The sequence below is a fragment of the Mycolicibacterium novocastrense genome, from assembly GCF_001499835.1.
Taxonomy (GTDB): domain Bacteria; phylum Actinomycetota; class Actinomycetes; order Mycobacteriales; family Mycobacteriaceae; genus Mycobacterium; species Mycobacterium novocastrense.
In genome coordinates this window covers 100,368-114,005 of sequence record NZ_LQIH01000004.1, presented here as the reverse complement: position 1 = coordinate 114,005, position 13,638 = coordinate 100,368, and the positions used below count along the sequence as shown (strand labels likewise).

The 13,638-nt window shown below is 66.3% G+C and carries 17 protein-coding genes; 5 read left to right on the top strand and 12 right to left on the bottom strand.

All coding sequences use genetic code 11. The annotated features are described in order from the left end of the window. Nucleotides 1-13 precede the first annotated feature (13 nt). Together AU072_RS05110 and AU072_RS05105 are read right to left on the bottom strand one after the other, a co-directional pair. On the bottom strand, nucleotides 14-325 hold the full coding sequence (locus AU072_RS05110; protein WP_064412773.1) for a DUF2563 family protein: 312 nt from the start codon (nucleotides 323-325) through the stop codon (nucleotides 14-16). Nucleotides 326-374: 49 nt separating this feature from the next. Further along, entirely contained in the window at nucleotides 375-887 is a 513-nt protein-coding gene (locus AU072_RS05105) for a hypothetical protein (RefSeq protein WP_064412772.1), read from the bottom strand. A 106-nt stretch (nucleotides 888-993) separates the two neighbouring features. Between AU072_RS05105 and kstR2 the strand changes: the two genes are divergently transcribed. Further along, the gene (gene kstR2, locus AU072_RS05100; protein ID WP_064348195.1) at nucleotides 994-1,578 is read left to right on the top strand and encodes a TetR family transcriptional regulator KstR2; all 585 of its coding nucleotides are present in this window, start codon (nucleotides 994-996) and stop codon (nucleotides 1,576-1,578) included. Between the two features lie 7 nt (nucleotides 1,579-1,585). After that, nucleotides 1,586-2,743: a steroid 3-ketoacyl-CoA thiolase FadA6 gene (gene fadA6, locus AU072_RS05095; RefSeq protein ID WP_064412771.1), complete on the top strand. Its 1,158-nt coding sequence runs from the start codon at nucleotides 1,586-1,588 to the stop codon at nucleotides 2,741-2,743. On the opposite strand, the gene AU072_RS05090 is transcribed toward fadA6, so the two are convergent. The 8 genes from AU072_RS05090 to echA20 are packed head-to-tail and all read right to left on the bottom strand — an operon-like array spanning nucleotide 2,740 to nucleotide 9,688. After that, complete coding sequence (locus AU072_RS05090; protein WP_064412770.1) at nucleotides 2,740-3,627, bottom strand: hypothetical protein; 888 nt, start codon at nucleotides 3,625-3,627, stop codon at nucleotides 2,740-2,742. The two genes, fadA6 and AU072_RS05090, sit on opposite strands and share 4 nt — an antisense overlap. 19 nt (nucleotides 3,628-3,646) lie before the next feature. Beyond that, nucleotides 3,647-4,762: an NDMA-dependent alcohol dehydrogenase gene (locus AU072_RS05085; RefSeq protein WP_064403713.1), complete on the bottom strand. Its 1,116-nt coding sequence runs from the start codon at nucleotides 4,760-4,762 to the stop codon at nucleotides 3,647-3,649. Nucleotides 4,763-4,819: 57 nt separating this feature from the next. Further along, nucleotides 4,820-5,545, bottom strand: a complete 726-nt coding sequence (locus AU072_RS05080) for a hypothetical protein (RefSeq protein ID WP_064412769.1) — start codon at nucleotides 5,543-5,545, stop codon at nucleotides 4,820-4,822. Beyond that, nucleotides 5,542-6,195: a SatD family protein gene (locus AU072_RS05075; RefSeq protein WP_120271012.1), complete on the bottom strand. Its 654-nt coding sequence runs from the start codon at nucleotides 6,193-6,195 to the stop codon at nucleotides 5,542-5,544. The genes AU072_RS05080 and AU072_RS05075 overlap by 4 nt, the downstream gene beginning before the upstream one ends. Before the next feature lie 43 nt (nucleotides 6,196-6,238). Further along, nucleotides 6,239-7,315: a (3aS,4S,5R,7aS)-5-hydroxy-7a-methyl-1-oxo-octahydro-1H-indene-4-carboxyl-CoA dehydrogenase gene (ipdC, locus tag AU072_RS05070; protein WP_235629821.1), complete on the bottom strand. Its 1,077-nt coding sequence runs from the start codon at nucleotides 7,313-7,315 to the stop codon at nucleotides 6,239-6,241. After that, complete coding sequence (gene ipdB, locus AU072_RS05065; RefSeq protein WP_064412768.1) at nucleotides 7,312-8,058, bottom strand: cholesterol ring-cleaving hydrolase subunit IpdB; 747 nt, start codon at nucleotides 8,056-8,058, stop codon at nucleotides 7,312-7,314. The genes ipdC and ipdB overlap by 4 nt, the downstream gene beginning before the upstream one ends. Further along, entirely contained in the window at nucleotides 8,055-8,930 is an 876-nt protein-coding gene (gene ipdA, locus AU072_RS05060) for a cholesterol ring-cleaving hydrolase subunit IpdA (protein WP_064412767.1), read from the bottom strand. Before ipdA ends, ipdB begins: the two co-directional genes overlap by 4 nt. Then, nucleotides 8,930-9,688: a (7aS)-7a-methyl-1,5-dioxo-2,3,5,6,7,7a-hexahydro-1H-indene-carboxyl-CoA hydrolase gene (gene echA20, locus AU072_RS05055; protein WP_064412766.1), complete on the bottom strand. Its 759-nt coding sequence runs from the start codon at nucleotides 9,686-9,688 to the stop codon at nucleotides 8,930-8,932. The genes ipdA and echA20 overlap by 1 nt, the downstream gene beginning before the upstream one ends. Nucleotides 9,689-9,770: 82 nt before the next feature. Between echA20 and AU072_RS05050 the strand changes: the two genes are divergently transcribed. Together AU072_RS05050 and AU072_RS05045 are read left to right on the top strand one after the other, a co-directional pair. Continuing rightward, a complete protein-coding gene (locus AU072_RS05050; RefSeq protein WP_082680727.1) occupies nucleotides 9,771-10,526 on the top strand; it encodes an SDR family oxidoreductase in 756 nt (251 codons plus the stop codon). A gap of 30 nt (nucleotides 10,527-10,556) precedes the next feature. Further along, nucleotides 10,557-11,462: an SDR family oxidoreductase gene (locus tag AU072_RS05045; RefSeq protein WP_064412764.1), complete on the top strand. Its 906-nt coding sequence runs from the start codon at nucleotides 10,557-10,559 to the stop codon at nucleotides 11,460-11,462. A 16-nt stretch (nucleotides 11,463-11,478) separates the two neighbouring features. On the opposite strand, the gene AU072_RS05040 is transcribed toward AU072_RS05045, so the two are convergent. Continuing rightward, a complete protein-coding gene (locus AU072_RS05040) occupies nucleotides 11,479-11,934 on the bottom strand; it encodes a nitroreductase family deazaflavin-dependent oxidoreductase (RefSeq protein WP_064412763.1) in 456 nt (151 codons plus the stop codon). 23 nt (nucleotides 11,935-11,957) lie between these two features. On the opposite strand from AU072_RS05040, the gene AU072_RS05035 reads away from it, so the two are divergent. Further along, nucleotides 11,958-12,338, top strand: a complete 381-nt coding sequence (locus tag AU072_RS05035) for a DUF8021 domain-containing protein (protein WP_064412762.1) — start codon at nucleotides 11,958-11,960, stop codon at nucleotides 12,336-12,338. Between the two features lie 42 nt (nucleotides 12,339-12,380). Here AU072_RS05035 and AU072_RS05030 read toward each other — a convergent pair whose 3' ends face one another. Continuing rightward, a complete protein-coding gene (locus AU072_RS05030) occupies nucleotides 12,381-13,544 on the bottom strand; it encodes a steroid 3-ketoacyl-CoA thiolase (protein ID WP_064347939.1) in 1,164 nt (387 codons plus the stop codon). Nucleotides 13,545-13,638: the final 94 nt, after the last annotated feature.

The window sequence follows — 13,638 nt, the reverse complement described above, 5'->3', positions numbered from 1 at the left end:
GTGGCCTTATCGGTCAGGTGATGGCTTCGCCGGCCGAACGCACCGCCGCCGCGCCGGACTCGTCTCGTTGATCGAAAGTGGTGGCTCCGTCGCTGGCCTTGGTGGCGAAACCGTCGAAGGTGGCGTGGTGCCAACGCATGGTCGCGGCTTGAGCTTCGTGCGCTCGGCCCAAGGCGTTGTGGAACTCGTGCGCGGCGTCGAAGTCACCGAAGATCCCAGCGGGCAGCGACGTGGCCGCGAACTCCTCTGCACCCCGTTTCACGATCTCACCGGCGCTCTTGGCGAAGTCGGCTCCCATCCGCAGCATCTCGGTATCGACGAACATGATTCGAGCCTAAGCGGATGCCACGAGGGTTCCGCGCACAGATTCCGGGTCAACCAATGCGGAAGCCGTAGCGTCTCAGGGGCTCCAGGGGCACGTCGCTGTCGCCCTCGACGACCATGAGCCAATGCTTGCCGTTGTCGTCTACATGAGTGGCATGGCGGTGCGCTGTGCGCATCCCGGCGAGGTCACCGTCGAGGGTGTTTTCGTCGTCGTACGCCCCGATGACGATCGTGTCGATGGTTCCGGACGCAATGCACGCGACGCAATCGATCGCTTGGGGTAGCGGCGACTGAGGCGGATCCTCCAACACCATACGACTGCCGCAGGCTGCCGTGATCCAAGCAAGGCCGTAGCGAGTGCGCAACGGCGATTGAGGCGCGGCTGTGGTGGTGTCCGACGTGGCGATGGTTTCCGATGAAGAATCGGACCATGGATCCGTGACGTACAGCACGGCCGCTACCAGCAATGTCGCCAATACGATGACGTCGACGAGGACGAGGATCTTCGTGCGCCGGGTCAGTCGGTTCCAGAATCCAGAGGGCTGGCGGGGCGCGTCGGTCACCGCTCATGTGTACCGAACCTCGGGTTGAGAAACGCACACGGCAGTAGCCGAGCAAGCGCTTGGTTGATACCCTGTGTCGGTGGATCAAGTGCCACAGAAGCAACCGGTGAGCCAGCCCCCGACCCGCCGGGACGAGCTACTCGAGCTCGCCGCGACGATGTTCGCCGAGCGGGGCTTGCGCGCGACCACCGTGCGCGACATCGCCGACTCCGCAGGCATCCTCTCGGGCAGCCTGTACCACCACTTCTCGTCGAAGGAGGAGATGGTCGACGAGGTCCTGCGCGGCTTCCTCGACTGGCTGTTCACGCGCTACCAGGAGATCGTCGACACCGAACCCAACCCGCTGGAGCGACTCAAGGGCCTGTTCATGACCTCGTTCGAGGCGATCGAGCACCGGCACGCGCAGGTCGTCATCTATCAGGACGAGGCCAAGCGGTTGTCCGGGCAGGAGCGGTTCTCCTACGTGGATCAGCGCAACAAAGAGCAACGCAAGATGTGGCTGGACCTGCTCAACCAGGGCGTCGAAGAGGGTTACTTCCGGCCCGACATCGACGTCGATCTGGTGTACCGGTTCATCCGCGACACCACCTGGGTTTCAGTCCGCTGGTATCAGCCGGGCGGACCGCTCACGGCCGAAGAGGTCGGCCGTCAGTATCTCGCTATCGTTCTTGGTGGCATCACGAAAAAATGAGGAAACAATGACCCCAACATCGCAGGCTTACGTCATCGACGCCGTTCGCACCGCAGTCGGCAAGCGCAACGGATCGCTGGCCGGTGTGCATCCCGTGGATCTGGGCGCTGCCGCATGGCGCGGCCTGTTCGACCGTGTCGACGTCGATCCCGGCGCGGTCGACGACGTCATCGCCGGTTGTGTCGATGCGATCGGTCCGCAGGCCGGCAACATCGCCCGGCTGTCGTGGCTGGCGGCGGGTTACCCCGAAGAGGTGCCGGGTGTCACGGTCGACCGCCAGTGTGGGTCCAGTCAGCAGGCGGTTTCCTTTGGCGCACAAGCGATCATGTCCGGTACGGCCGATCTCATTGTCGCCGGCGGTATGCAGAACATGAGTCAGATCCCGATCTCGTCGGCGATGACCGTCGCCGAGCAGTTCGGCTTCACCTCGCCGACCAACGAATCCAAGAGCTGGCTCCACCGCTACGGCGATCAGGAGATCTCACAGTTCCGCGGCGCCGAGCTGATCGCGGAGAAGTGGGACATCTCCCGCGAGGAGATGGAGCAGTACTCGCTGACCAGCCACCAGCGTGCACAGGAGGCGATTCGCTCCGGTCACTTCGAGAACGAGATCATTCCGGTCGACGGGTTCGCCACCGACGAGGGCCCGCGCGACACCTCGCTGGAGAAGATGGCCGGGCTCAAGACCCTGGTCGACGGCGGCCGGCTGACCGCCGCGATGGCCAGCCAGATCTCCGACGGCGCCAGCGCAGTGCTGCTGGCTTCTGAGCAGGCCGTCAAGGACCACGGACTCAAGCCCCGCGCCCGCATCCACCACATCAGCGCCCGCGGCGCCGACCCGGTGTTCATGTTGACCGGGCCGATCCCGGCGACGGAGTACGCGTTGAAGAAGACCGGCCTGTCGATCGACGATATCGACACCGTCGAGATCAACGAAGCCTTCGCGCCGGTCGTGATGTCTTGGCTCAAGGAGACCGGCGCCGACCCCGCGAAGGTGAACCCCAGCGGCGGCGCGATCGCGCTCGGTCATCCGCTGGGCGCCACGGGCGCGAAGTTGTTCGCGACGATGCTGAACACGTTGGAGCGCACAGGCGGTCGCTACGGTCTGCAGACGATGTGCGAAGGCGGCGGCACCGCCAACGTCACGATCATCGAGCGTCTCTAGGCCTCCTGCGGCCTGTCGGCCTTGCCCGCGAGGAGCTCTCGCATCGCCGCGAATCCGTCGTGGCGGTGCGCACCGAGCGCCCACACCACGGTGATCACGGGCAACAGCGCGAAGGCCGCCCACCAGTTCGCACCCGCTGGTAGCAGATCGGCGATCACTTCCGTTCGCGGAGTCCCGTTCACTGCGGCAGGTAGCCACTCGTTGAGCAGGACCGCCAGCATGCGGGAGGTCTGGAACGGCCCGACGCTGGTCGCGATAATCCAACTGGCACAGGAGATCCCAAGCGACCACGGCCACGCCAGCAGCAGTGATTGCCTGTCCACCAGCTCGGCGGCGCAGCGCACGGTCTCGGCGAGGTAGGCGACGCCGAGCGCGGCCAAAAGAACCCCGATCTGCGCGGTGAGCAGGTCGTTGACCACCGGATGCGCCAGTTCGTCGTCGGGCCGGGTCGGCAGCCCGATGGCCAGGGCGACGAGGCCGGCAACAAGCGCGAGGGTCGCCAGTCGCGCGGCCGTGTCGCTGACGCGGTCGAACGAGTCGACGACGGTGCGAATCACCAGCCGTGACGCCGTAGCCGGCGCCGTTCGATAGACGACCACCAGCACCAGACCGGACACCACGATGGCGATCAACCACGTCATCACCGCCGTGCCCACGGCGGTCAGGGCCAGCGATCCCAGCAGCGGGACCAGCACGTCATCGGTGCTGACGCTGCTGCGGATGACGATCAGTGGCACGGCGCCGAACGCCACGACACCGGCCAGTCCCAACACCAACGGGAACGTGAACCGGGTGAGATCGGCGGGATTGAGGTCCAGCTTGCGATCGCGGACGGCGTGGATCTCGGTGCTCAGCACCGACCGCACGTGCGACAGCCAGCGCACCTATGCCTCCGGCATCGCGTCAGTGGTCGTGGATGATCACGCCGCGGATGTTTCGCCCTGCCAGCATGTCGTCGTAACCCTCGTTGATGTCGTTGAGTTTGTATTCGGCAGTGACGGTTTCGTCGAGCAGCAGCTTGCCGTCGCGGTAGAGGTTGAGAAGCCGCGGAATGTCGGCGCGCGGATTGGCCTCGCCGTAGAGGCTGCCGAGCAGTCGCTTCTGGAACAGCGTCATCATCGCCATCGACAGCGTCGGCGTGACATCGGCCATCGAGGCGATCGCGGTCATCACCACCGCCCCGCCCTTGCGGATGATGTTGAGCGCCTCGTCGATCATCCGGCCTTCGAGCACACCCATCGTCAACAGTGCGGAATCGGCCATCACGCCGCGGGTGAGCTCACCGACCAATTCCATCGCCTCGGGCATGGACGTCACGAAATGGGTGGCGCCGAACTCGAAAGCCTTCTCCCGCTTGCTCTCTACGAGGTCGACAACCACGATGTGTTCGGCGCCGGCCAGGCGAGCACCCTGAATCGCGCCGCTGCCGATGCCGCCGCACCCGATGATCACGACCGTGTCGCCGGGACTGACGTCGGCGGTGTTCACGGCCGAGCCCCAACCCGTCATCACCCCGCAGCCCAGCAGGCAGGCCCGGGCCAGGGGGAAGTCGTCGTCGATCTTGACCACCGATGCCTCCGACAGCGTCCCGTACTGCGAGAAACTGCCCACACCGGAGAGGATTCCGACGTCTTTGCCCTGCACCTTGCGTCGGTATGTGCCGTCGGCCTGCAGACCGACGAGGATCAGCGCGCCGAGGTCGCACAGGTTCTGATGCCCGCTGGCGCACCAGCGGCAGCGCCCGCACGCGGGCAGGAACGAGCTGACGACATGGTCGCCGACCTCGAGGTCGCGCACGCCCGGCCCGAGTTCGACGACGACGCCCGCCCCCTCGTGGCCACCGATGATCGGCAGCGGCACACCGGCGAAATCACCCGTGACGACGTGGTGATCGGAGTGGCACAACCCGGTCGCCTCGAAGGAGACGAGCACCTCACCTTCCTTCGGACCATCGAGGTCGATCTCCTCGATGCTCCACGGTTCGTTGAGTCCCCACAGGACGGCGGCGTTCGTCTTCATGGGCGCGAGTGTAGGAAACCTGCGGGCGGATTACGGGCGAATGGAAAGGCTTACGGTTCAGTGTGCGAGGGCCAGCCCGCCGAGCGCGACGATCCAGCTCGCGAAGCTACCGACGAGGAAGTATTCGGTGACTTCGTCGATGCCGATGCCCCCGTTTTCGCGTGCCTTCTGGGCGTTGATCTCGGGGAAGCGAATGATGCTCTTGGCGGCGACGACGGCCGTGGCGGCGGTGAGCTGGCCGGCCAGGCCGAGCCCGAGGATGAGCACCCGCTCCATCGGACCGAGCAGCCTGCCGCCCTTCAACCGGTCCGAGGCCTGGGGCTGCCCCTCCGGTTTGACCGCGCCGACCGACCCAAGCACCAAGCGCACCAACTGATTCCCGGTCACCAGTTGCATGAGCATCACGCCGACGATCATCAAGAGTCGGTCGGGGGACACCGTGATGCCGACCCAGTCCGGCCACCGGGCCGCCACACCTGCCACCTCCGAGCCGAGGCCCGAGAGCAGGATCAGCACCCCGAGCGCACCGCCGAAGACGACCAGCGGTGTCACCTGGTGCCGGCCGGTGCGTTCGGCTCGCGCACTGAGCACCACCCAGCCCACGCCGCTCACCGCCGCCACCACGAGCAGCACGACGTCGCCCCACCGCCACAACCCGGCCATCGCCGCGCATGCGATCACGACAAGGGGCGCCGCCGCCGCGGACAGCCACACCCGATCGACGAGCCGTCGAAGGACATCGGCGGTACCGATCGCGATCAGCAGCACCGCGACCGCGCTCATGGCACGTCCCGCAGATACTGCGCCGCGAGCAGGATCAGGTCCAACCCGTCGCGACCCGCGCGTTGGGACACCGCTGACGCGCTGATGCCCTCGTCGGCGGCGATGTCCTTCTTGGTCTTGCCGGTCAACAGTCCCTTCACAATCCTCAATGAGCGGTCATCGAGCGATCCAATCAGATGGTCCCGACACAACAATGCCGCGTTGATCGCGTCGAGGTCGCGGCGGCTCTCGCCCTCGGCCCGAAACGATGTGCGCACCAAGGCCAGACCGGGTTGGCGTTGCGTGGAGGCGGTCCACTCGATCGCCTCGCGGGCGGCCCACCAGCCCGGCCCGTCCTGGATTCCGGAGTCGGAGTCCAAAACGGTCACGGCGCCCCATCCGATGCCGAATCGGACGTCGATGCCGGGCGCGACGGCCAGACGAATGGCGAACGCCGCTTCGATCGCGGCGCCGACCGTCCGATAGCTGCCCTGAAACTCGTCACCGACCGTGAACGCGGGTGCGTCGATCGCGTCGCCGGCGGCGTCGACAAGCGCTTTGTTGAGTGCGCGGTGCGCGGCGGTGCGATCGGCCACCCGGCGTGAGCCGATCACGTCGCCGATCAACGTGGCGCGAGCGTGCGGTGAAGGCGACCGCTTCAGTCCAGACACATGAAGATTATAGCTTCACTACCGCAAAATTAAGCAGTATCCTTCACTCGATGTATCCGCTGGCCTGTCGCAGGTGCGCAACCGCGTCGGCCACGATCGTCTCGATCAGCTCCGCGCAGGACGGCAGATCGTCCAAAATGCCCGCGACCTGGCCGGATGCCAGCACACCCGCATCCGTATTGCCCTCGACCAAACCGGCTTTCAGGAGCATCGGGGTGTTGGCGGCCATCACCACCTGCGACCACGTCAACTCCTTGCCGTGCCGCATCTCCAAGCCGTCGCGGATCATCGACCGCCACGTCATACCCGACATCTTCTTGAACTTCTGCGCGTTGCGGACGGCCGCCGAGAAACCCCGCAGTCGCGATCCGCTCTCCAACTTCTCGACCAAGCCGGTGCGCAGCACCCGGTGCGGCATTCCGTCGACACGGGTCGACACGACGGTGCCGTCCAGTCCCGATTCGAGGTACCGACGCTTGACCGCTTCGGGAACCGTGGAGTCCGACGTCAGCAGGAATCGAGTCCCCATGGCGACGCCCGCCGCACCGTAAGACAATGCCGCCGCGAGCCCGCGGCCGTCGAAGAAGCCGCCCGCCGCAACGACCGGGATGTCGACAGCGTCGAGCACGGACGGCAACAGCAGCGTCGTCGCGATCGGCCCGGTGTGGCCGCCGCCTTCACCGCCTTGCACAATCACCGCGTCGGCGCCCCAGCCGGCCACCTTCTTGGCGTGCTTGGCCAGACCGACCGACGGAATCACCACGACGCCGGCGTCTTTGAGCTTGGCGATCAGCTCGGGTTTGGGCGCCAGTGCGAACGAGGCGACCTTGACGCCCTCGCGGATCAGCAGGTCGATCCGTTCGCCGGCGTCTCCCGCGTCGGCGCGGATGTTGATGCCGAAGGGTTTGTCCGTGGCGCTTTTGACCTTGGTGACCGCCGTCTGCAGTTCCTCGAGCGTCATGGTCGCCGACGCGAGGATTCCGAGGCCGCCGGCGTTCGACGTCGCCGAGACCAGCCGGGCGCCCGCCACCCAGCCCATGCCGGTCTGGACCACCGGGTGCTCGATACCGACGAGCTCGGTCAGCGGTGTGCGCAACGTGGGCTTACCCGGAGTGCTCACCGGATTTCCTTGTCCCGCAGTCCCTTGGGATCGATCACCTCGCGGATCAGTTTCTGCTCGGCATCGGTGGGGAGCCGGGTCTGCTCGGCGGAGTCCAGCCCGTGCACCTCGAACGAGGTGTTCTCGGCGACCTGTTCGGGTTCGATACCGGGATGCAGTGACACCGCCCGCATCTGATGGTCGGGGCCGTTGAAGTCGAATACGCCCAGGTTCGTGATCACCCGGTACACATTGACGAACCGGTATGCGGGGTTGTCGGGATCGACCTTGTCCCACCCGATTCCGGAGACGATGTCCACGGACTCACCGAACACGCGCTTCGAGTGGTTGCCCACCCAGTAGCTGGTCGCGTGGTTGATGGTGTTGCCCGGGGCCCCGCGTACGCCGAACATCTGGCGGGTCGGATGCTGCAGCGGTCCGAACGCCGACAGGTTCTGGTTGCCGTAGCGGTCGATCTGGTTCGCGCCCATGACCACATGGCGTCGGCCCCAGGCCAGCGTCTCGAAGACCCGACCGAACGGCATCCAACCTTCGATCGCCCCTGCGGCCCCGAGCGCGGGCGTATCGGCCAGCAGTCGCGCTTCGCCGTCGGTGAGCAGGATGTCGGGGGCGAAGGTCAGGCGGGCCAGTCGGGCGCCGATCGAGACCATGGTCGTCATCGGGCTGACCATGATCTCACCGGCGTCGCGGAACAACTCGGCGCACGCGACGGCGCACACTTCGGCACGGGACACCGACATCATTGCTGCTCCTTGAATTCTCGCACTGCGGCCTGATAGTCGGCTTCGGTGCCGGACAGATAGGTCTGCACGAACTCCTGCCATGAATCGTCGGACTTCGCCGCTTCGGCGTAGTGCCGCTGGAACTTCTCGTCACGACGGTAGTCGGGTTCGGCGGTGGTGAAGTGGGCACCGTTGGGCGCCTCGACGACGGTGTCGACCATCATCCGGTTGATCAGAAGCGCTTGTGGCGGAACCGCTTTGACCAGCTCGTCGGTCGGCACCACCCGCTCGACCGACAGGAACCGGCGCTCGGCCGCCATCAGGTACAGGTCGTCGAAGTAGGGGTCTATGCCGGTGTAAGCCGCATTGCCCGCAGCATCACCGAGATTCATGTGGACGAAGGCGGCGTCCAAGGTGAGCGCGGGCATCGCGACGAGTTCTTCGTAGGCCTCGCCGGTGGGGTAGGGGGACCGCACGGTCTTCAATTCGTCTCCCCAGAACGCGCGGACGTCGCTGCCCAGCCCGGCCCGGATCGGCAGGAACGGCAGCCGCTGCGCCGCGGCCTGCAGCCCGCACCGAAGCATGCCCTCGTCCATCTCGCGGGCCTCGATCGCGCCGGTGGTGCGCGCCTTGGCGAACCACGGGTCGTAGAACGGCGGCGAGTCGAGCGAGACGAAGCCGTAGTAGACGCGTTTCACCTTGCCCGCCGAGCACAGCAGCCCGAGGTCGGGCCCGCCGTAGGTGACGACGGTGAGGTCGGTGACGTCGGTGCGCAGCAACGCCCGCACGAACGCCATCGGCTTGCGCCGAGAACCCCAGCCGCCGATGCCGATGGTCATCCCACTGCGGATCTGAGAGACCGCGTCGTCGAGAGTTGTTCTCTTATCGCTCATTACGTCCCCGCTCCCTTGTCGGTGCCCGCGAACGCGTCGCGGTGTTCGTCGGACACGCCCGCGAGGTTCAGCTCGAACGTGAAGCCCTGCTCCATGCGATAGCTGGAGTTGACCCTCTGCACATCGATGAAGTTCAGCGCCTCCTTGGCCGCGCGGATCACGCGGGTGTCCTTGGCGGCGATATCGCGCGCGACACGGAGCGCGGCCTCGTCGAGTTGATCGCGCGGGACCACTTCGTGCACCGAGCCGAAGTGGTGCAGCGTGGCCGCATCGACGGTGGCGGCGGTGAAGAACAACCGGCGCATCATGTGTTGGGGCACCAAGCGCGACAGGTGGGTCGCCGCGCCGAGCGCGCCGCGCTCGACCTCGGGCAGCCCGAACGTCGCGTCGTCCGATGCGACGATGACGTCGGCGTTGCCGACCAGGCCGATGCCGCCTCCGACGCAGAAACCGTTGACCGCGGCGACCACCGGGACCGCGCACTCGTAGACCGCCTTGAACGCCGCATAACAGCCGCGGTTGGCGTCGATCAGCGCGGTGAAGCCCTCCGTGCGCTGCATCTCCTTGATGTCGACGCCGGCGTTGAACCCACGGCCCTCCGCGCGCAGGATCACGACGTGCGTCTCGGGATCGGCGCCGGCATCGGTGATCTCGTCGGCGAGTTCGAACCACCCGCGCGACGGAATCGCGTTGACCGGGGGGTAGTCGACGGTGACCGAGACGATTCCCGGTTCGGTGATGGTACGAGTGATGGTCATCTGAGCTCCCGAAGACTTCCTGGGTCCGGTAGGAAAGCAAGCACTTGCTTGGTACGCTAGCACAGTGACCGACCTGCAAGACATGAACCTGGGCCTCGAAGGCAGGGTGGTGCTGGTGACCGGCGGTGTGCGGGGGGTCGGTGCCGGCATCAGCGCCGTGTTCGCCGAGCAGGGCGCCACGGTCGTCACCTGCGCCCGCCGGCCTGTCGAGGGATTGCCATACGAGTTCCATGCGTGCGATGTGCGGGACGACGACGCGGTCGCCTCTCTGGTCGAGACCGTCGCCGAGCGTCACGGTCGTCTCGATGTGGTGGTCAACAACGCGGGCGGATCACCGTATGTGCTCGCCGCCGAGTCGTCGGCCAAGTTCAGTCGCAAGATCGTCGAACTGAATCTGCTGGGCCCGCTTTCGGTGTCGACCCACGCGAATGCGGTGATGCAGAAGCAGGACCGTGGCGGGTCGATCATCAACATCGCCAGCGTGAGTGGGCGTAGGCCCACGCCGGGCACCGCACCCTACGGGGCGGCCAAGGCCGGTATGGAAAGCCTGACCTCCACGCTGGCGGTCGAGTGGGCGCCGAAGGTGCGCGTCAACTCGGTGGTCGTCGGGATGGTCGAGACCGAACAGTCCGAACTCTTCTACGGCGACGCGGATTCCATCGCGGCGATCTCGCGCAACGTTCCGCTGGGCCGGCTCGCCAAACCGGCCGACGTGGGCTGGGCCGCGGCGTTCCTGGCCTGCGACGCGGCGTCCTACATCAGCGGCGCATCGCTCGAGGTTCACGGTGGCGGTGAACCACCGCATTACCTCGCAACCACCACTGCTGACATCAAGTAGCGCACTCAAACAACCAAGGAGACAACAGATATGGGATTGCTCGACGGTCGAGTGGTCATCGTGACGGGATCCGGCGGCGGCATCGGCCGCGCACACGCTCTTGCATTCGCCGCCGAGGGCGCCCGCGTGGTGGTCAACGACATTGGGGTCGGCCTCGACGGATCACCCGCGGGTGGTGGCAGTGCCGCACAAAGCGTTGTCGACGAAATCACCGCCGCCGGTGGGGAAGCCGTCGCCAACGGCGCCAACGTCGCCGACTGGGCGCAGGCCGAGGGTCTGATCCAGACCGCGGTCGACACATTCGGTGGGCTCGACGTGCTGGTGAACAACGCCGGGATCGTGCGCGACCGGATGTTCGCCAACACCAGTGAAGAGGAATTCGACGCCGTGGTCGCCGTGCACCTCAAGGGACACTTCGCCACCATGCGCCACGCCGCGGCGTACTGGCGGGCCCAGTCCAAGGCCGGCAATCCAGTGGACGCGCGGATCATCAACACGAGCTCGGGGGCCGGCCTGCAAGGCAGTGTGGGACAGGCGAATTACAGCGCCGCCAAGGCGGGCATCACGGCCCTGACCCTGGTGGCCTCCGCCGAGATGGGGCGCTACGGCGTCACCGTCAACGCGATCGCCCCGTCGGCGCGGACCCGGATGACCGAGACCGTGTTCGCCGACATGATGGCCACCCAGGATCAGGACTTCGACGCGATGGCGCCCGAGAACATCTCCCCCCTGGTGGTCTGGCTGGGAAGCGTCGAATCCAAGGATGTCACCGGCCGCATGTTCGAGGTGGAAGGCGGCATCGTGCGGGTCGCCGAGGGCTGGGCACACGGGCCACAGGTCGACAAGGGCGCGCGGTGGGATCCCGCCGAACTCGGCCCGGTGGTCACCGATCTGCTCGCCAAGGCGCGTCCACCCGTGCCGGTCTACGGCGCCTGAGCGGCCGGGCCATCGGTCAGGGTCCGCAGACCACCAAAGGGATCACGCGATCGGTCCAGGACTGGTAGTCCTCGTACGTCGGATACATCTGGACCAGTCGCGGCCAGTACTTCGCACGCTCCTCCTCGGTGGCGTCGCGCGCGGTCAGGTCCAGCACTTCGCTCTTGATCTGCACCTGGACGCGGGGGTTGGCCTTGAGGTTCAGGTACCACATCGGATGTTTGTCGCTGCCGCCCTTGGACGCGGCGACGATCACCTTGTCGCCGTCGCGGTGGAAGTACAACGGGCTGACCCGAGGTTCGCCGGTCTTGCGTCCGGTCGTCGTCAGCAGCGCCACCGGGATGCCCTGGAACTCGCCGCCGAGCCCTTCGCCGTTGTTGCGGCGGTACAGGAAGGTGTTGAGCCTCGACATCTGCTTGACGAAGAAGTCCGAGGCCTTCGTATCCATGAACCGTGGCCGCGACTTTGGCATGGCCGTCATCCTATGCTCGGTCGATGAGCACAGTCTCTGATACCGATCGGATCGCCGCCGCGGAGTCCTATATCGATGCGCTGGTCAGCCATCGGGGCGACGACGTTCCCTTCGCGCCGGACTGCACCAGGATCGAAAACGGCCTCAAGACCGGCTTCTCGGGTGCGCATCTGCGGCGCAGCCTGAATCGTGGACCGCAGTTCCGGATCATCTCGGCGATCGTCGACCGCGAATTCCGCGTCGACGGCGACGACGTGCACGCAACGTTCACCGTCGTCACCAAGCCGACAATCGCCGGGCGGCGCGTGGGCGCCCGCACCGAGGAGACCTTCCGCATTCCGGCCGCCGACGGGAAGATTCACCACATCCACGCGCGCGTGCGGCCGGTATTGCTGCGCGGCTGAGCCCGTCGACGTAAAGCGCTTCGGCGCCCGACGATTTCGCGACTAGATCCGCTCGATGATCGTGCCGGTGGACAGCGCGCCGCCTGCGCACATCGTGATCAGCGCCGTGCTCTTGTCGGTGCGCTCCAACTCGTGCAGAGCGGTGGTGATCAGTCGGCTGCCGGTGCTACCGACGGGGTGGCCGAGCGCGATCGCGCCGCCGTTGACGTTGACCCGGTCCATGTCGGGTTCGTGCACCCGCGCCCACGACAGGACGACCGAGGCGAAGGCCTCATTGATCTCGACGATGTCGATGTCACCCATCTTCATACCGGCCTTCTCGAGCACCTTCGCCGTCGACTGAACCGGCCCGTCGAGGTGGTAGTACGGCTCGGCACCGACCAGCGCCTGGCTCACGATGCGGGCGCGTGGCTTCAATCCGAGCGCACGGGCCTTATCCTCGTCCATCCACAGCACCGCCGCCGCGCCGTCGGAGATCTGCGACGAGGTACCCGCGGTGTGAATACCGTCCTCGAGCACCGGCTTCAGCGATGCCAAGCCCTCGAGGGTGGTGTCGCGCAGGCCCTGGTCGCGCGTCACGACGTGGCGCTCGCTGGTGGGCTGCTTCTGCTCGTCGAGCACGGGGGCCTCGATACCGCTGATCTCGCGGTCGAACCGGCCCTCGGCCCACGCCTGCTTGGCCTTGAGCTGGGACTCGAAACCGAACTGGTCGATATCCTCGCGGGTGATCCCGCGCCGTTTGGCGATCCGCTCGGCGGCGGTGAACTGGTCGGGTAGGTCGATGTCCCACGACGACGGCCGCAGGATGCTGCGGTCGGGGCCGGCGTTGGCGCCGAGGCCCACGCGGCTCATCGCCTCGATGCCGCAGGCGATGCCGATGTCGATGGCACCTGCTGCGATCAATCCCGCGACGAGCCCGTTGGCCTGCTGACCGCTGCCGCACTGGCAGTCGACGGTCATCGCGCCGACGTGCTCGGGCAGGCCGGCCACCAACCAGCTCACCCGGGTGATGTTGTTGGACTGTTCGCCGTACTGTGTGACGCAGCCACCGATCACCTGCTCGACGTCGCCGGGGTCGATCCCGGCCCTCTCGACGACAGCTTTCTGGGTGGCACCGAGCAACTCGGTGGCGTGCAGGCCGGACAGCCAGCCGTTGCGCTTACCGATGGGGCTGCGGGTGGCTTCAACGATGACAGGGTTACCCATTCCGTCAGGCTAGAACACGTTTCATTACTCTGACAAGCGACGTTGATGACCTGCCTTTTATCTGCGCAGAAGGCATGTTTTACTGAGACTAGAA